Raw genomic sequence first — 16,960 nt, forward strand, 5'->3', positions numbered from 1 at the left:
ACTATTTACAAGGTATTTATTATCATTCAAAAAATTTTTCTTAATACTCAAAACTAAACGGCTTCTGTACGACCTCTTGGTAAACAGTGTTCAAAAGCTTGCATCTGCGGTAATAAGTCCAACCAAGTCAAAAACATAAGAAGCTTTTTTGCTTGACTATTCTTATTACTTGATGCAGGGCAGCTTTTTCACAGCCTCTTTTAAGCGGGTGACGGGAATCGAACCCGCGACATCAGCTTGGGAAGCTGGGATTTTACCACTAAACTACACCCGCGATACAAAAACAGTATACGCCTCTTTCACTCCTTCCTCAAGTTTTTTTATTCTTTACGCTTCCGATATGTTTTGTAGTAAAATAAAACTAATCAATCAATTATTGGAGAAGATGCTATGACGGGAAAAGAATTAGATCTGTTGCTGGACACTTGTTTACTCGCTGGGAAAATCATGATGGAAAGCAATGCGGAGATGTATCGGGTAGAAGATACGATGAGTCGAATTGCTTTAGCTTCTGGAAATTTCCGTTTGGTCAGCTATGTCACTCAAACCGGTCTCTTTATTGGTCTTGATCGTACCTCGACCATCCGAATGGAACAAATTACCAACCGTTCGATTAATTTAGAAAAAGTAGTAAAAGTAAATGATCTTTCACGTAAATATGTTGCTTCAGAGCTAACATTAGAAGAACTTTACTGCGAACTGCAAGCAATCGACCGAGACCGTTCTTTCTTTCCTGTCTGGTTGCAAATCGTTAGCGCGGCAGTGATCAGTGGAACAATTATGGTGTTATTTGGCGGAAAGATGACCGATTTACCTGTGACTTTAGTCATTGGAGGATTGGGATACGCAGCTTATCTATATAGTTTGAAATTTTTTAGAATCAAATTTTTATCGGAATTTTTATCTTCTTTATTGATTGGCATAGCCGCTATCTACAGCGTACGTTTTGGCTTAGGAAGCAATCAGGATCTAATCATTATCGGATGTGTGATGCCTTTAGTTCCTGGAGTTCAAATTACGAACGCTATCCGTGATTTGCTAGCTGGACATTATGTCTCAGGAGTTTCTCGCGGAACAGAAGCGATGATGACTGCTACGATGATCGGTTTTGCGATTGCTTTTATTTTCCAGCTTTTTTATTAGGAAAGGAACACAAGTATGGGGACGATATTTATTCAGTTTTCTTTTAGTTTTTTAGCGACTGCGGCATTTGCCGTTATTACAAATGTACCTAGGCGTTCATTGATTTGTTGTGGTCTTTCTGGTGCTTTTGGCTGGATGATCTACTGGATCTGTGTTCAAATAGGCGGATCTGCTGCTTTTGGTTCATTGCTTGGTTCTTTAGGAGTAGCATTCATCAGCGATCTTTTCTCTAAACGTTTGAAAATGCCCGTAACGATTTTCAATATTCCCGGGATGGTTCCTCTAGTCCCTGGTGGTTTAGCTTATCAAGCGGTTCGAAATCTCGTTACTGAATCCTATCGAGAAGCGGCTCATTATGCGGTCCAAGCAATTATGATTGCTGGAGCAATCGCTTTAGGTCTTGTATTATCAGAAGTCTTTAACCATAACATCCGTAATTTCAAAGTAAAGCGTGACGCAATCATGATGAAACGAAAAAAACGGCTTTTTAAATAAACGAAGTGTAACAAAGAAAAGGTTGTGAAAGAGACGTTCAGCCTTGAGCGATGACAAAATATCTCACAAACATTGCGACAAGTAACCGCAGGAGCAATAAGAAGTAATTATGAGTATTAAAAAAAGTTTTGTAAAAATAGCTTCTCACATTTTTACATAAAATTGACTTAATACTGAGAAACTGACTTTTGAACACCCTCTATCTGTAAAAAAGGGGCTGCGACATGATTTTTGTCACGGCCCCTCTTCTTTATTCAAATTTTTTCCAAAACGTTCGTTGATAATAAACGATCCATAGAGCGGAAAGTATTAGAACTAAACCGATCACAGGAATATTCACTAACCAAAATGGATAAAACAAAGCCAACATTCCGTATAAGACGATAAGAATAATACTGATGATCAATGAACCCATCATAGTTGCGACTAAACCCAAACTTCCTGAACCTCTGTTAAATAATTGGTTAATATTGGTCCAGTTCAGCAGCAGCAACCGATAATCTCTAGCGAAATAACGTAGTGACAATAAGTAGCAGCCGAATAAAGAACCAAATAGCAAGCTAGGGATAAAAAACAAAGGCAGCTGAAAAGACAGTCCGCTTAATAATGCGATCCCACCAGTTAAAAAACTCTGCAATATCCATCCGAATCTGAACTTTTCTTTTAAATATTGGTTCATAGAGATTGGCAAAGAACGGATAAACAGAAAATTTTCTTGATCCAAAGAAATAAGATTGCTGATAAAAGAAGTCTGATTAACTGTTAAGAAAGCCAATGCGATCCCTACCAGGAAAACAACACCGATTAACTTATTATCTAAATCAGTTAATTTTATTTCGCCTCCTAGGGCAAAAGCAAGAATAAAAATGATTGGAGTTAACAAGGAAGAAGAAAGAACTTGCATAATCAAATTAGGTTCTTTTACTAATTGAGCATTGTAACTAAATAAAAGCTGATGCACATTTTGGTTCTTTTTATGGGTTCTTTTTATTTTGAACTCACTGTTTGAATCAGTCAGTTGCTCTGTAAGCTTTGGTACTATCAGCTGTTTTACAGCAAGGAAAAATCCCAGAGCCGTGATAGCTAGTATTCCCCAACCCAATAAACCTTGTTGAGAAAGTGGCTGACTGGCAGCATCATAGAATGGCAATAATATCGAAATCGGATGCCGATCTGTTAACTCATTTTCAATAGTCCCCGTTTGATGATTCATCCACATGATTCCAGCAAATGCGATCAGCATCGAGCTGCCAAGCAAGATACTAGAAACTGTTTTTCTATGTTTTTTAAACACTGCTGTTCGAGCCAAACCAAAAACAATCAAACTAGCCAGACAAAAAAGAATAATCAAAAATAGAGAAAACAAAAGGATTGAGATAATGATAGTAAGCAAAATCCCTAGATCAGCTCGCCATCCGGTTAAAATAAACATGACTAGAAGCGGAAAAACAAAAGGAATGATGGTCAAAGCAACTACCAAAATCTTTGCTGAAAAAACCTGTTCTTGTCCAAAAGGCAGAGGCAAAAATACTTGCAGGTCATTTCCTTCAAAAAAGATATTATAAATGACTGATATACTTTGAGTTAAACCTAACATACCAAAAAGTGCCACGTAATAAGTAAAGAAACCTGGCAATTTAACAAAGTTCATAGCAAACATAGCAAATCCGTAAATCAGTAAAAAAATCAGCCCTGAAAAAAGATTTTGAGACAAAAGATAGATAGTTAATCGCTTTCCCTTTTTTCCTTTCTCTCTTGCTTTATTCGTGAGCTGTGGATTAACATATAAAAGATTAACTCGAATTAATTCTAATAATTGTCGCTTATACATACGGTCCATCTCCTGTCGCTTGCCTTCCAGCCATTTTCAAATAAATCTTTTCTAGCGTTTCATCAGGTGAGCCATTCAATAATTCACTAACTGCCCCCTGATAAATCAATTCACCTTTCTTCAAAATAGCCAGTTTATCGCATAACTGTTGTGCGGTATCCAATACATGTGTAGAAAAAATGACTGTTTTTCCTTTTGCGGCATGAGCCTTCATCATTTCTTTCAAATCAAATGCTGCTTGAGGATCAAGTCCTTGCAAAGGTTCATCCAATACCCAAATATCTGGATCTGGCAGCAACGTGCCGATCAAAATCGTTTTTTGACGCATTCCATGTGAAAAACTTGCGATTGTTTCATTTTGATGACTATACATATCAAAAAGCGCTGTCAATTCTGCTAAACGCTTTTCTTTTTTTTGTGTGTCTAATTCATAGGCAGCTGAAATCAAGTCCCAATATTCTCCAGCCGTCAATTGTAAAAAAATATCTGGGGAATCAGGCACATAACCGATTTTTTGTTTGATACTCAATCGATTTTCCGTCAATTTCATTCCATCTACTAAAATCGTTCCCGATGATGGTTCAATAATACTAACTAAACTTTTAATCGTAGTTGATTTTCCGGCACCATTATGTCCTAAAAATCCAAAAATTTCCCCTTGTCTTATCGAGAGAGACAAGTCTTTTAATGCTTGTTTTTTCCCGTAACTTTTACTTACATTGATGAATTCAATCATTTCTGTACTCCTTTTGTTTGTTATTACTTTTTATTGTACCCTTCGTTATTGGTGGAGTAAATGTCAAAAAGAGTGCATAACAAAAAAGGATAGAAACGACTAGGCTGCTACTTGGGTTGTTCTCTTCTACAGGAAAACACTCTTCTAACAGGTAAGATATGAGTCTTTGTTTTCTTTAAAATGATTCATTTTCTATCTTTTCTTGCATAAAATTCTTTAGTTTATCAATACTTCTCTTTCCCATCTCTAGTTGTTCTCCATTTGCAAATGTTACTATTTCGTTTACTCTGCTAATAGATGTAATGTTTTCAGTATTAATGATATAAGCTTTTAAATCTTTACATAAATACTCATATTCGAGTGATTTTTTATATTTTTTAATTGTGCCGTTTACGAGAATCTCTTCATCTTTCAATACTAGGCCTATTTTATTTTTATAACCTGGCATGCTCATTAGATAAAGGATTTCATCGTAATGGATATAGTGATCGCTATTACCATAACGGACAGTTGTCCACCTTTTTTTCGTAGCATGTTGAACAGGATAGTTTTCTTTTTCTTTCAATAAGTAACTTTGGATGCTTTTTTTATTTTTTTCATAAGTGAATTCTTTTATCAAATAACCACTAGGCGTAATCTTTCGATTAATAACAGTTATTGCTTTATTCGGATGAGACGTTAGATAAACAATTTTACACTTTTCATTCTTTTCTCTAAGCATTTCGCCTAGTTCGATACCGCTATAATAGGCGTTCAAATCGATGTCTAGGAAAAAAATATCTGAGGAATAGATTTCATTATTTTTAATGAATTCAACAAATTGTATAACGTTCAATCCCTGAACGATCTCAAATTTCCAAGGACTTAATAAAATTCTGGATTCTTCCAAAATTTCTACTAGCATTTTTTCAAAAACCAAACTATCATCCAAAATAAATATACGCGTTACCATAAAAAGTACCTCCACTCGATATTTTACTATCAAAATCATTTCATACAACTTTTCAACATACATGTTAGGAATAAATTGTAATTCTCTTCACAATCTTTTCCAACACCTTTGAAACCGATATCAAATACTTTCAGGATGCTGCTTCTAAAATAAATATCAAACAAATGAATACATCATGCAAAAAAAGCCAGACAACCGACGTCCTTGCGTGTCAGCTGTCTGAGCTATGTTTATTTATTTTGTTCTTTTAAAAAGAACGATACACATACTGATTTTTCGGAGCAGAGACTTTCTCAGCGTTTGTAACAACTACAGATGGGATTTCACGCTTGAATGGTTGATAATAGTCTGATTGGATGGTTCCTTCTATTTTATACCATTCATCATTTTTAACCGTTACTCCTTCCGGCATATGCGTCAACAAACCAAAGACTCCTGAATCTGCCACACAATGGATAATGCCGAATCGGAACAAGAAGATATCTGTATTGCTATCGTTCGGTGTTTGGTAAACAAATCCTTCATAGCTGATTTTTTTGCCAATGAATTCGCTAGGGTAATTATAAATTAGCTCCATAACTTCTAAATAGTTTTCATCTGTGATCTTGATAGTTTGCTTATCCCCATACTTTTCTTTCAACTCATTCATTTGGTCTAAGTAGTCTGATTTGTTGAAATAAATACTGGTATCCGGCTTTAAGTATTGTGTCTGCATCTCCGGATCCCCTACTGATTCTTTACTTACTGGGAAATTAAATCCTTTGGCTTCTACGATCGTAGTGTCGAGACTAACTGTTGGAAACAACGTCCCCACGATTACTGGCAAAGCTAGCAGTACATAAGCGATTCCACGTTGATAAGGTTTTGACAACCCATGGTCATGATCGTGCTCGTGTGCCTTTTCTTCTGCTTTTCCGTTTTTGACCCACAAATACAGCTGAACTAAAGCCAAAAGAGCAGATAAAATCATTGAAAGAATAGCTAAGTAGCGATAATGGACATTGATATATTGATCGAGTTTGCCAGAAACTTGCAAGTACATCATCAATTCGAAATACCCAGATAAAATCAAAAACCGCAGCATATTTTCCCTCCTAAATAAATAATGTGAATCCAATAACGCTAAGGGCAATCAGTCCGATCAGCGATAAAATAAAGCGTCCTGTAAAATATCGTTTCATCATCAGTAGATTTTTGATATCGACCATTGGGCCAAAGACCAAAAAGGCAGCTACAGGTGCTGTGCCGAACAGACTTAACAAAGAAGATCCTATAAACGCATCTGCTTCTGAGCAAAGAGACATCGTAAAGGCCAATAACAGCATGATGATAATGGCTAAAATCTTTGTTGAGCCGAGCGTTAGCATAATTCTAGTTGGTAAATAAGTCTGCATCGCAGCTGCGATTAATCCGCCAATGATCAAATAACGACCTGTATCAAAAAATTCGTCGATTGAATGTGTCAACACATGCCCAGTTTGATGGATCAGCTGATTTTTTGGTTCATTCTTCTCACTTTGTTCTTCTTCATGGACATGATGATGGTGATTTTCTGCTACTTTAGACGTGATTTTTTCTTTCAATACAGCGTCTTTTTGAAAATAGGCAAGCCAGACACCAATCACAAGGGCAACAAAAAAGCTGCCTATCACCCGCCAGCTTGCCATCTGCCAAGAATTGCCAAATGCGATAAAAGTGGAAAAAATCACGATTGGATTGATGATCGGAGCAGTCAGCATAAAAGCAAACGCTGTGTGAACTGGTACGCCTTTTTTAACAAATTGATGAACGATCGGTACGATGCCGCATTCACATGAAGGAAAGAAAAATCCTAAGATCGAACCAGTAAAAATAGAGAAGATACGATTTTCAGGAAGCCATCTCTTCACACGTTCTGGGGTCAAAAATACTTGTAAGGCGCCTGAGATAAGACAGCCTAATAATACGAAAGGTAATGCTTCAATAACGATCGATAAGAAAATCGTACTCATCTGCAAAACCGAATTTGGAATAAAAGAAAACATGAGTTTCCTCCTTTTTATTTCTAGTTCATTCGCTTTGCAAATATACGCTTTTATTCAAAAAAAACAAGTTGCTCTGTAAATTTTTACACAACTCTTATTTTTTACCAAAGCACTTCAATTGACTTTTTCTGTTATTCCCATTAAATTAAGGTCTCATACATATCACTTCTATCATAAAAGGGAGAATAAAAATGAAACAAACCACTAACTTGACTGAAGTTCAAGACATACTGCAACAGTCATCCGTTGCCGTCATTTATCTTTCGATGCCTAATTGCAGTGTTTGTCACGCTGTTCGTCCACGACTAGAGGAACTTCTCACACATTATGATATTCCGGCACTTCATTTGGATGCATTTGAAACACCAGAAGTAGCTAGTAAATTTGAAGTGCTGACTGCGCCAGTTGTCCTGATTTTTCATCAAGGAAAAGAAGTCTTTCGGCAAGCACGGTTCATCGACTTTAAAAAAATCCGTTATCTACTAGATGAACTGACAGCAGAAGATGATTCCCTTTCTTATGAAGAAATCTTCCGAACAAAATAATCGTTGTCCAAACAGAAAAAAGCGATTGAACAAGTGAAAGTTTTGCCTTCATTTGTTCAATCGCTTTTTATTTTTATTCTGCTGTATTTTCGGAATGCGCATTTGCGTCAGAATGCAAGAAATAGATCAAGGTTTGCAATTCATTCGTCAAATCAACATTTTGGATCAATACATCTGACGGAGCATTCAATCGAGCAGCGGTAAAGTTCAAGATTCCTTTGATTCCTGCTTCCGTTAACTGATTGACTACTTCTTGTGCTCTTTCAGCGGGTATCGTTAAAATTGCTACTTCGATTTGTTGGATCTTGATTTGTTCTGACATATCTTCCATTGGATAAACGGGGATACCGTCTACGATGCGCCCAACGATTTCCTCATTCACATCAAAAGCACAACTGATACGTATGCTATTACTTTGATGGAATTTGTATTTTAGTAAAGCACTTCCCAAGTTCCCTACACCGATCAGCGCAACATTTGTCAATTGATCGTCGTTTAATGTCTTTGCAAAAAAGTGCATAAGATCTTCTACATCATAACCATACCCACGTTTTCCTAATTCGCCAAAATAAGAAAAATCTCGACGGATCGTTGCACTATCTACTTGAACGGCTTCACTTAATTCAGTTGAAGACACTTTTTTCTTTCCAGCATTATTTAAAATCCTTAAATAGCGATAATACAAAGGCAGTCTTTTAGCTGTCGCCTTTGGAATAATATGATCTTTCACGAAATGACCTCCACGTATTGTCTAATTACATCTTTGATTTCTCCATCATAGCAGTATTTATAGGAAAAAATCAATTCCATTGCTCAGATATTGTGAAATTTTATTCTTTATTCATTTATTTATCATTTCTGCAAATCTCGCAGTATAATGGAATTTATGGTAGACTACTAATTGAAAAATAGTTTTTTATTTGAGGAGAATTCACAAAGTAGAAAAGAGGATTCCATGATATTATTACAAGCCAATCAGATTGCTCGCCATTTTGGTGCAGAAGTCTTATTTGAAAACATACATTTAGAAATCAGTACAGGCGCTCGTGTCGCTTTAGTTGGCAGAAATGGCGCTGGAAAATCGACTTTATTAAAGATCATTGCTGGAATTGAAGCACCTGATGAAGGAAAGATCGCTAAAAATAAAACAGCGACTCTCGGATACCTCGCTCAGGACACAGGACTTGATTCCAATGAAACAGTTTGGAACGAGATGCTGAAAGCTTTTGAACAAGTTAGACAAATGGAAGAGCGGATGCGCGAGCTAGAGATTTTCATTAGCGAAGGTACGCCAGACACACCTGCTTATAGTTCTTATTTAAAAGAATACGACCGGCTGCAACACGATTTTTCAGATCGAAACGGCTATGGTTATGAAAATGAAATTCGTTCCGTATTGCATGGGTTTAAATTCGATTCTTCATTTTATGATCAGAAAATCGATACTTTATCAGGCGGACAGCGCACACGTTTAGCTTTAGCTCGCATGCTTTTGCAACACCCTGACATTTTGATTCTAGACGAACCAACGAACCATTTAGATATCGAGACACTTTCCTGGCTTGAGAATTATCTGCAAAGCTATACTGGTGCATTATTGATTGTTTCCCATGACCGTTATTTTTTAGATAAAGTAGTCAATGAAGTCTATGAATTAAGCAGAAGAAAAATGCGCCATTACAAAGGTAACTATTCGAAATATCTAGATTTGAAAGCAGAACAGTTAGCAAGTGAATGGAAGGCTTATGAAAAGCAGCAAACAGAAATCCATAAATTAGAAGACTTCGTTGCTCGGAACCTTGTTCGCGCCTCTACCACAAAACGAGCGCAAAGCCGCAGAAAGACATTAGAAAAAATGGACCGGCTGGATCGTCCTCAAGGGGATGAAAAACAAGCAAACTTTCTATTCAGTATAGAAAAGCCTTCTGGAAATGTAGTCTTGCAAATCGAAGATGCCGCTATCGGATATGATAATGTCACCTTATCTGAACCAATCAATCTAGATATCCGTCGTCAAGAAGCGATTGCTCTAGTAGGTCCGAATGGTATCGGGAAATCGACGTTGCTGAAATCAATCATTCACCAGATCCCTTTTATCCGTGGAAAAGAAACGCTAGGGACAAATGTCACCATCGGCTATTACGATCAAGGTCAAGCTGATCTGCATACAAACAAGACGATCCTAGCAGAATTGTGGGATGAGCATCCTACCACTCCAGAAAAAGAGATCCGAAGTGCTTTAGGTGCTTTCTTATTTTCTGGCGAAGATGTAGAAAAACCAATCCCTCTGCTAAGTGGCGGTGAAAAAGCACGGGTTGCTTTAGCCAAGTTAGCGATGAACAAAGAAAATTTTTTGATTTTGGATGAACCAACAAACCATTTAGATATTGACAACAAAGAAGTATTAGAAAATGCATTGATCGATTATGACGGCACACTGCTTTTTGTTTCCCATGACCGATATTTCATCAATCGGATCGCGACAAAAGTCGTCGAACTCTCTGAAAATGGCAGCAAAGTCTATCTAGGAGACTATGATTATTATTTAGAGAAAAAGCAGGAAGAAGAAGAAATCGCCGAATTGTTGGCACAAGATGAGCCAGAATCTGCTCCTGCTCCCACGAACAAATCTGATTATTACCAAAGCAAAGAACAGCAAAAGCTTATCCGTAGCCTTCAACGAAAAATTACTCAGGTTGAAGAAGAAATGGCGCGGATCGATGAATGGATCGATCAGTTGGAACAAGAAATGGTCGCGCCAGAAAACCTGGAAGATCACGTAAAACTCAATGAGCTGAACCAAGATTTAGAAGCTGCTAGACAAGATCAAGAAACAAAATTGACGGAATGGGAAGAACTAAGCTTGGAATTAGAAGAATATGAAAATTAACGAAAAAACCAAAACAGAAACCATTCATGCTGTTTTGGTTTTTCTTTTTTTATTTTATCAAACAAAAATTCCATATTTACCTTTTTCACCAATAAGAAGACCAATTACTAGTCATTCTCACTAAAGCTTCTAAATAATAGTAATCACCCCAAATACAAGGTGTATTTACCCCATTATTTTTGGGCTTATTATAAACAGACTGTGTTAAAAAGCCATCTTCTTCTTCCGTTGTAGCATATCTTTCTTTCAATTGTCGCATAATTTTCCAAACAGCAGACTGGTATAAGTTCTTTTCTGTTTTGTCTAATAGACCTGATTCTATTAATTCTAATAATCCACAAACCATGATCACCATACTAGATGTATCTTTTTCTTCTCTGCTAGAATCATCAAAGATCAAATCCCAATAACAAATGGTATCTTCTGGCAACCGATTCATAAAATAATTGGCTAATATTTTGCTTAAATCAAAATATTTTTGTTCTTTCAAATAACGATAACTTAATGCAAAACCGTAAATCCCCCATGCTTGGCCTCTAGCCCAACAGGAATTATCACTATAACCTTGATGCGTACTTCCATATCTTGGTTTTCCATCTTTGACATCCATATAAAATGTATGATAAGTTGAACCATCTTCTCTTACTAAATAATCTGCTGCATTTTGAATATGAGCCTGAGCAGCTTTTTTATATTTTTGATTTCCAGTTTCTTCACTCGCCCAATACAATAATGGAAGATTCATGCAACAATCCATGATCATTCTACCTTGTTGTGAAGGATCACTAGGATCTCCCCAAGCTTGTATAACTCCTGCCTTCTCCCAAAAACGCTGAAGTAATGTTTCTGCAGCATCAATTGAAGCTTCCTTCATTTTTCGATTTCCCGTTATTTTATAATCTGCTACGGTTGATAAAGAATACAAAAAACCAAGATCGTGATGATTAGTGATAATTTGACAGTCAATCCTGTGGATAAAATCTATATCTGCTTTTTCAGCTGTTTGTTGAAATAAAGGATCACCCGTCTTCTCAAATAACAACCAATTAATTCCTGTCCAAAATCCTTCTGTCCAACCAATATTGTCTCTTAATGGATAACGTCCTTTTATAGGACACTCGCTTGGGAATTGATACTGACTGTTACTGATACGTTTGATTAACCTCTCCGTGTGTCTGCGACAACGCTCGATCTCATTATTCCATTCTTTTTCCATTAATTCTTTATAACATTCATTTATCCATTTTTCTGGATGTATTATCTCTTCAAACATCACTTTATCAAGCATTTCCCCACCAGCCTTTAGCATAATTTTAGTCTTTTTTTATTGTTTTTATTTTGGATAGTTAGCCCGGTTGTCCCATCAAAATCAATTTTGGGACGATTGTTCCATACTTCTAAACTATAATCCCGATCTTGATGAGCAACCACTCCTGTTCCGAGCCAATGGGTTCCTTTTCCAAATGTACCCTCTAATCCAGGAATAAAAGTGTTTTCCCATGTCATCAAGTTTGTATTGGGCAAACCCATAATAGCTGTGGATTTTCGTTTAATAGTATCGTCACTTAAACAGATAATACCTGAAAAGCCAGCTTCACTCACCCTATAGTTTTCCTTGTCTTCTTCTATGATTATTCCTTCTTTCTCAGGAGAACATTCAATAGCAAACCCTGTCTCATATAGAACATATTCTGTATCTAATTCTACTTTGTGTACGCGAATCTGCCAGCCTTCAAAAGGAATAAGCCAAGTTCTGATTTTTGCCTGTAAAGTAGGTTCCCATGTAGAGGCAAGTACCTCTTTCTTACATACAATGTCTCGTACATTATTTCGAACGATGAACTGTCCATAGGTTTTGATGCTCTCATTCTTAAAACTGGTCGTGATATATGTGTCCGCTCGCTGAATCCCTAGCATTGAATCCATTGCCATTTCTGCTTTCAATTGATTCGCTCGCGGTATCGAAAAACCAAATTGACTAGAATAAGCAAATTTTAAATATTTTTCATTGGTCAATGTATGGAAATTTGGCCCTAATTGTCCCGCATTCAAAAAAAATGTATGTCCATTATCATGTTGTATGAGCAAATTGGCTTCTGAAAGAAGTTTAGTTCCTTCACGAATAGGCATAGGCATTTCTTTAGCCGTCCAATACTCATGGTCTTCAGGTAGCGCCAACAATAAAAAAATCTTATTCAGCCATAATGGAGATAACGTACTATTATAGGGTTCAGTCAATGTCAATTGAGGGTAGGTATAACCAATATTCAGGATACCTTTTTCATCAAATATTTCTTTTTGCATCCACCATCTTATATTCCGATTGACTAACCCCTTGATTTCACCTAATTTAAAAGGCAAAAGATCGGCCCACAACATAGCTGACCAAAAGCTTGAAACTGCAAAACGATAAATCATGCTTCGACCAAAAGGCACATTTGCACCATCTTCCGCAAAAAAATGAATATAGTCTCTAGAAAAATCAATAGCTCGGTTCTTATATATCTGGCTAATGGGCTTTTCTGGTTCTAGTACGCTATAAATCAAACCATAATAATGAAATGCAAAAGGATTATAATAATCTTGGCGACCTCTTGAACTGTCTCGATACCAGCCATTTTGAAGATAACAATTTTCTATATTATCAAATGCTTCTTTCAGTGCTGATTCTTTAACTGGATAACCAAATTTTTGGATAATTGTTCCGACAATTATCTTAAAAAATTGCCAATTACCATCTGCACATTCATATTCAAAAATTTGCGAGAACCAATGAATAATCTGGCTTTTTTCTCCTGTATCTAATTTTTTCCATAATAATTGTTCATGATGATATAACGCTAATAACATTGCGGGCATTTCTACCATACGCTGGTCTCTTTCATGTATTTCTCCCCAATAATCGGGATGGGAAGGATCTGTTCCAGCTTTTATTCCTGATAGAATTAATTTCAACCATCGTTCATCTAATTGGTCAATTGCGGGCCCCGCTCCCCATAAAACCCGAGAGAATCCTTCCATTCCTGCAATTTTATTTCCATATCCTACCCCTTGATGTATATAATCAATTTGTGCGCCACTTGCTCGATAAAACGGCTGGAGTGGTTGATTTATCTTTTTAAATAAGTCAAAGTAATCCTGTCTGGTCCTTAATAGTGGTACTGGATGTTTCATTGTATTTTCTCCTCTTTTTACTACCAAATAGCTAATTCCGACTGTTCTAATCGAAGTAAGCCTTCAATAAAAAAATAATCAGAATAGATCAGTGGCACATTATAAGTCAGTTCTCTATGGTATGCTTCTGCTCCGCCTCCAATGATCCCATCTTCATCCATATTCCAATTTGCATAGTGCTTTTCTGTCTTTTGGAGTATATTGATAGCAGCTTCATGATACATTTTTGATCGTACAGAGGAAACATATCCTGCTAATTCCAGAAGACCGCATGCAGCGCATACTCCAGCACTGGTATCAATATTCGAATCTTTTACAGCAAAATCAATGAGAGGAATATAACCAGTTTTTTCGATTTTCTGAATAAAATTTACTGCTATCTTTTCTGCTATAGCTAGATAGTACGGATTTTTTGTGTAACGATAACTTAACGCGAATCCATATAAAGCCCATGCATTTCCTCTGCTCCAACAAGAATTCTCATTGTATCCTTGCCCGCCAAGTAACCGAATATATTTCCCTGATTCTGCATCAAATTCTGCGATATGCCCGGTTGATCCATCTTTCCTCACTAGATACTTAGCTGTTGTATCTGCATGCTGCCGAGCAATTTTAGAGAACCTCGGATCACCAGTTTCCCTCGAAGCCCAATACAGTAATGGTAAATTCATCATACTATCAATAATCATCCAACCAGGTTTATGGTCATTCCATGCTACTAAATAGTTCCCTGAAATATTATAGCGTCCAGCAAGTACCGTAGCTGCATGTAACCCTAGTTGTCGACTATGTTTGTTTTGAGACTGTTGATAATGTGCAATAGCCGATGGTAAGAATAAAAAACCTACATCATGATGAACGTCTGAAAAATGGTACAGGGCAGATTCTAATAATTGTTCTTGTTGTATTGCTGCCTCTTTGAACTTTTCTCGTTTTGTCTTGTGAAAGAGCTGCCATAAAATACCACTCCAAAAACCATTGGTCCACCAGTCGATTCCTCTGTCCTTTATTACGTCTGTATATTTTCCGTTGTAAGAAATATATGGAATTTTATTCCCCATTCTGTCTAATTCCGCATCTATCTTTTCAGAAGCTACATTCAAAATTTTTCTTGACCATTCCTTCGTCTGTTCATTCATGGATATCCCGCCATTCTTTTAATTTTTATGAATGTGGAGTTGCTCCTAGAACGAACTAGATGGTTAACATTCGTTATTTTTTTTACTTATTTGCAGCTCCAATGTCATTCTCCTTAAATTTAGACTGCGCCCACACATAAATCAAGACCATTGGGATCACTGAAGTTGCTAAAATTAGCATAATTGCGCCATAATTAATTGGCTCACCTGTACTAGAAACCGTCATATTTTTGATAATTAAGGGAACCGTATATTTATCTTTATCTGAAAGCATGACTAATGGAAATAGATATTGATTCCAACTTCCCATAAAGATAAGTAAACCACTAGTAATAATCGTAGGTGATAAAATCGGTACAGCGATTTTCGTAAAAATCACCCACTCATTGGCACCATCGATTCTGGCAGCCTCCATCAGTGCTGTAGGAAATTGACTGCTATATTGTCGCATCATAAACACTGAAGTTGTACTGGCAATCGAAGGGATGATCACACCTGCATAAGTATTCGATAATCCTAAACGACTCATAATGTAAAATAAAGGAATCAATGTGGTAAAAAAAGGCACCATCCTAGATAGCATAACTGTATTGAACAACAGTTTATTCCCCATAAAACGATACTTTGCTAATGCATAACCCGCCATTGTAGAACTGGCTGTAGCTGAAACTGTACTGATTACAGCAATAACAATCGAATTCCAAATAATCAAGGGATAATTATATCTCGCCATGATGGCTTGCCAGTTTTTTAATAGCATATCCCCAAACTTGAAATTGATTCCGCCACTTAAAATTTCTTGATTACTTTGCGTTGAAGCTACAATCATATATAAATATGGCATCAAAAATATTAAGGCACCAAACACAATAATGACGTACGTAAAAATTCTGCTTTGTATCTTTTGTTTAGTCATTTTTATCACCTCCGAATTTAAATTGAATAGCCGATAATATAACAGATACAAACACCATCGTCCAGGCAATAGCAGAGGCTTTTCCAAAATCAACCATTTCAAAACTTGTTTTATATAAATTGACTCCTACGACCAAAGCTGAATTTTCTGGTCCATTGGAAGTCCCAAAGAATATATTTGGGATATTGAAATTACCCAAGCCATTGATAGTGGCTAAAACTGTGGCCATTAAAATGATTGGCTTTAGCATGGGGATCGTTAATAAAAAGAATTGCCGAAATTTCGATGCTCCATCTATTTCAGCACTTTCGTATATCTCTTTAGAAATCCCTTGAAGACCAGCTAAAAATAAAATAGTGTTATATCCTACACTAAGCCAAATCATCGTGATGATCATTGATATTCGTATCCAAAAAGGATTTGTTAACCACTGTACACCGTTAATTCCTAGCGCATTCAAAAATCCATTGAATAACCCAGTCGGATTGAAAAAAGTCATGAATACGGAAGCTACAGCCACCGTTGATGTAATGGTTGGAATATAATAGACAGTTCTAAAAAATCCTTTTCCTTTTAACTGTGCTGAATTCAATAAAACAGCAAAGTAAATAGCTAATAGCATCGTTATTGGAATTGATCCTGCCATGATAATCAAAACATTCGTGTAAGATTTAATAAACAATGGATCTCGGAAGATAGCTAGATAATTGTCAAATCCAACAAATTCAAATGAGTAGCCAATTTTCATAAAACTAAAAGCAAACGAGATAATGATGGGAATCAAAATCGTCACAATAAAGAAAATAACAAAAGGTGTGACCAATCCATAAGCACTTTTTTTATGAGACGTATCTGTTGCTTTTTTCTTGCTGTTCTTTATTGTCTTGCTTGGTAACGAAGATTGCATCATCGTTAAGTCCTCCTAATATTTTTTAATCACCAGTTAATTTTACGCCGTACTTATGAGCAAAATTTTCTGCTTCTTTTAGATATGAATTTTCAAAATCACCTGTTTGCCAATAGTTATATGCAGCGGTAGTCAAATAAGACGTAGCATCTGAATAAGTGGCTGGTAAAACAGTATTTGATGTATTTTCATTGATTTTATTCAATAG

The 16,960-nt window shown here is 36.4% G+C and carries 16 protein-coding genes and 1 tRNA gene; 4 read left to right on the forward strand and 13 right to left on the reverse strand.

The features are described from left to right. Window positions 1-203: 203 nt before the first annotated feature. Window positions 204-274, reverse strand: a tRNA-Gly gene (locus tag ACIFUW_RS10525). Between the two features lie 116 nt (window positions 275-390). Here ACIFUW_RS10525 and ACIFUW_RS10530 point away from each other — a divergent pair. Both ACIFUW_RS10530 and ACIFUW_RS10535 read left to right on the forward strand, forming a co-directional pair. Beyond that, complete coding sequence (locus ACIFUW_RS10530; RefSeq protein WP_002289867.1) at window positions 391-1,143, forward strand: threonine/serine exporter family protein; 753 nt, start codon at window positions 391-393, stop codon at window positions 1,141-1,143. A gap of 15 nt (window positions 1,144-1,158) precedes the next feature. Beyond that, entirely contained in the window at window positions 1,159-1,638 is a 480-nt protein-coding gene (locus ACIFUW_RS10535) for a threonine/serine exporter family protein (RefSeq protein WP_002289868.1), read from the forward strand. A gap of 250 nt (window positions 1,639-1,888) precedes the next feature. On the opposite strand, the gene ACIFUW_RS10540 is transcribed toward ACIFUW_RS10535, so the two are convergent. From ACIFUW_RS10540 to ACIFUW_RS10560, 5 genes are all read right to left on the reverse strand, one after another. Further along, a complete protein-coding gene (locus ACIFUW_RS10540) occupies window positions 1,889-3,469 on the reverse strand; it encodes an ABC transporter (RefSeq protein ID WP_002296509.1) in 1,581 nt (526 codons plus the stop codon). Further along, the gene (locus tag ACIFUW_RS10545; RefSeq protein WP_002287741.1) at window positions 3,462-4,205 is read right to left on the reverse strand and encodes an ABC transporter ATP-binding protein; all 744 of its coding nucleotides are present in this window, start codon (window positions 4,203-4,205) and stop codon (window positions 3,462-3,464) included. The genes ACIFUW_RS10540 and ACIFUW_RS10545 overlap by 8 nt, the downstream gene beginning before the upstream one ends. A gap of 175 nt (window positions 4,206-4,380) precedes the next feature. Beyond that, window positions 4,381-5,157, reverse strand: coding sequence for a LytR/AlgR family response regulator transcription factor (locus ACIFUW_RS10550; protein ID WP_002287742.1), 777 nt, complete (start codon window positions 5,155-5,157; stop codon window positions 4,381-4,383). 247 nt (window positions 5,158-5,404) lie between these two features. Continuing rightward, a complete protein-coding gene (locus tag ACIFUW_RS10555) occupies window positions 5,405-6,241 on the reverse strand; it encodes a TIGR03943 family putative permease subunit (protein ID WP_002287743.1) in 837 nt (278 codons plus the stop codon). A 10-nt stretch (window positions 6,242-6,251) separates the two neighbouring features. After that, window positions 6,252-7,181: a permease gene (locus tag ACIFUW_RS10560; protein WP_002287744.1), complete on the reverse strand. Its 930-nt coding sequence runs from the start codon at window positions 7,179-7,181 to the stop codon at window positions 6,252-6,254. Between the two features lie 191 nt (window positions 7,182-7,372). On the opposite strand from ACIFUW_RS10560, the gene ACIFUW_RS10565 reads away from it, so the two are divergent. Next, a complete protein-coding gene (locus ACIFUW_RS10565; RefSeq protein WP_002287745.1) occupies window positions 7,373-7,726 on the forward strand; it encodes a thioredoxin family protein in 354 nt (117 codons plus the stop codon). A 73-nt stretch (window positions 7,727-7,799) separates the two neighbouring features. Here the strand turns inward: ACIFUW_RS10565 and ACIFUW_RS10570 are convergent, their stop codons facing one another. Next, entirely contained in the window at window positions 7,800-8,456 is a 657-nt protein-coding gene (locus tag ACIFUW_RS10570; RefSeq protein ID WP_002287746.1) for a redox-sensing transcriptional repressor Rex, read from the reverse strand. Between the two features lie 225 nt (window positions 8,457-8,681). On the opposite strand from ACIFUW_RS10570, the gene ACIFUW_RS10575 reads away from it, so the two are divergent. Beyond that, window positions 8,682-10,616, forward strand: a complete 1,935-nt coding sequence (locus tag ACIFUW_RS10575) for an ABC-F family ATP-binding cassette domain-containing protein (protein WP_002287747.1) — start codon at window positions 8,682-8,684, stop codon at window positions 10,614-10,616. An 85-nt stretch (window positions 10,617-10,701) separates the two neighbouring features. Here the strand turns inward: ACIFUW_RS10575 and ACIFUW_RS10580 are convergent, their stop codons facing one another. The 6 genes from ACIFUW_RS10580 to ACIFUW_RS10605 form a co-directional block, all read right to left on the reverse strand. Then, entirely contained in the window at window positions 10,702-11,925 is a 1,224-nt protein-coding gene (locus ACIFUW_RS10580; RefSeq protein ID WP_002321414.1) for a glycoside hydrolase family 88 protein, read from the reverse strand. Continuing rightward, window positions 11,919-13,790, reverse strand: coding sequence for a DUF2264 domain-containing protein (locus ACIFUW_RS10585; RefSeq protein ID WP_002287752.1), 1,872 nt, complete (start codon window positions 13,788-13,790; stop codon window positions 11,919-11,921). Before ACIFUW_RS10585 ends, ACIFUW_RS10580 begins: the two co-directional genes overlap by 7 nt. Window positions 13,791-13,810: 20 nt before the next feature. Beyond that, complete coding sequence (locus ACIFUW_RS10590; RefSeq protein WP_002287753.1) at window positions 13,811-14,929, reverse strand: glycoside hydrolase family 88 protein; 1,119 nt, start codon at window positions 14,927-14,929, stop codon at window positions 13,811-13,813. An 82-nt stretch (window positions 14,930-15,011) separates the two neighbouring features. Further along, entirely contained in the window at window positions 15,012-15,845 is an 834-nt protein-coding gene (locus ACIFUW_RS10595) for a carbohydrate ABC transporter permease (protein WP_002302991.1), read from the reverse strand. After that, entirely contained in the window at window positions 15,838-16,755 is a 918-nt protein-coding gene (locus ACIFUW_RS10600; protein WP_002287755.1) for a carbohydrate ABC transporter permease, read from the reverse strand. The genes ACIFUW_RS10595 and ACIFUW_RS10600 overlap by 8 nt, the downstream gene beginning before the upstream one ends. A gap of 22 nt (window positions 16,756-16,777) precedes the next feature. Continuing rightward, window positions 16,778-16,957 carry a hypothetical protein gene (locus ACIFUW_RS10605; RefSeq protein ID WP_002287756.1) on the reverse strand — a complete coding sequence of 60 codons (180 nt, stop codon included), beginning with the start codon at window positions 16,955-16,957 and terminating at the stop codon, window positions 16,778-16,780. Window positions 16,958-16,960 lie beyond the last annotated feature (3 nt).

Source organism: Enterococcus sp. PLH-Efm8 (assembly GCF_053011625.1).

What these genes read in the sequence shown, in the direction of transcription:
- ACIFUW_RS10530 (WP_002289867.1), top strand. Translation starts at nt 391, where the DNA reads ATGACGGGAAAAGAATTAGATCTGTTGCTGGACACTTGTTTACTCGCT.
- ACIFUW_RS10600 (WP_002287755.1), bottom strand. Translation starts at nt 16,755, where the DNA reads ATGATGCAATCTTCGTTACCAAGCAAGACAATAAAGAACAGCAAGAAA.
- ACIFUW_RS10580 (WP_002321414.1), bottom strand. Translation starts at nt 11,925, where the DNA reads ATGCTAAAGGCTGGTGGGGAAATGCTTGATAAAGTGATGTTTGAAGAG.
- ACIFUW_RS10535 (WP_002289868.1), top strand. Translation starts at nt 1,159, where the DNA reads ATGGGGACGATATTTATTCAGTTTTCTTTTAGTTTTTTAGCGACTGCG.
- ACIFUW_RS10575 (WP_002287747.1), top strand. Translation starts at nt 8,682, where the DNA reads ATGATATTATTACAAGCCAATCAGATTGCTCGCCATTTTGGTGCAGAA.
- ACIFUW_RS10550 (WP_002287742.1), bottom strand. Translation starts at nt 5,157, where the DNA reads ATGGTAACGCGTATATTTATTTTGGATGATAGTTTGGTTTTTGAAAAA.
- ACIFUW_RS10540 (WP_002296509.1), bottom strand. Translation starts at nt 3,469, where the DNA reads ATGTATAAGCGACAATTATTAGAATTAATTCGAGTTAATCTTTTATAT.
- ACIFUW_RS10590 (WP_002287753.1), bottom strand. Translation starts at nt 14,929, where the DNA reads ATGAATGAACAGACGAAGGAATGGTCAAGAAAAATTTTGAATGTAGCT.
- ACIFUW_RS10555 (WP_002287743.1), bottom strand. Translation starts at nt 6,241, where the DNA reads ATGCTGCGGTTTTTGATTTTATCTGGGTATTTCGAATTGATGATGTAC.
- ACIFUW_RS10595 (WP_002302991.1), bottom strand. Translation starts at nt 15,845, where the DNA reads ATGACTAAACAAAAGATACAAAGCAGAATTTTTACGTACGTCATTATT.
- ACIFUW_RS10585 (WP_002287752.1), bottom strand. Translation starts at nt 13,790, where the DNA reads ATGAAACATCCAGTACCACTATTAAGGACCAGACAGGATTACTTTGAC.
- ACIFUW_RS10565 (WP_002287745.1), top strand. Translation starts at nt 7,373, where the DNA reads ATGAAACAAACCACTAACTTGACTGAAGTTCAAGACATACTGCAACAG.
- ACIFUW_RS10545 (WP_002287741.1), bottom strand. Translation starts at nt 4,205, where the DNA reads ATGATTGAATTCATCAATGTAAGTAAAAGTTACGGGAAAAAACAAGCA.
- ACIFUW_RS10560 (WP_002287744.1), bottom strand. Translation starts at nt 7,181, where the DNA reads ATGTTTTCTTTTATTCCAAATTCGGTTTTGCAGATGAGTACGATTTTC.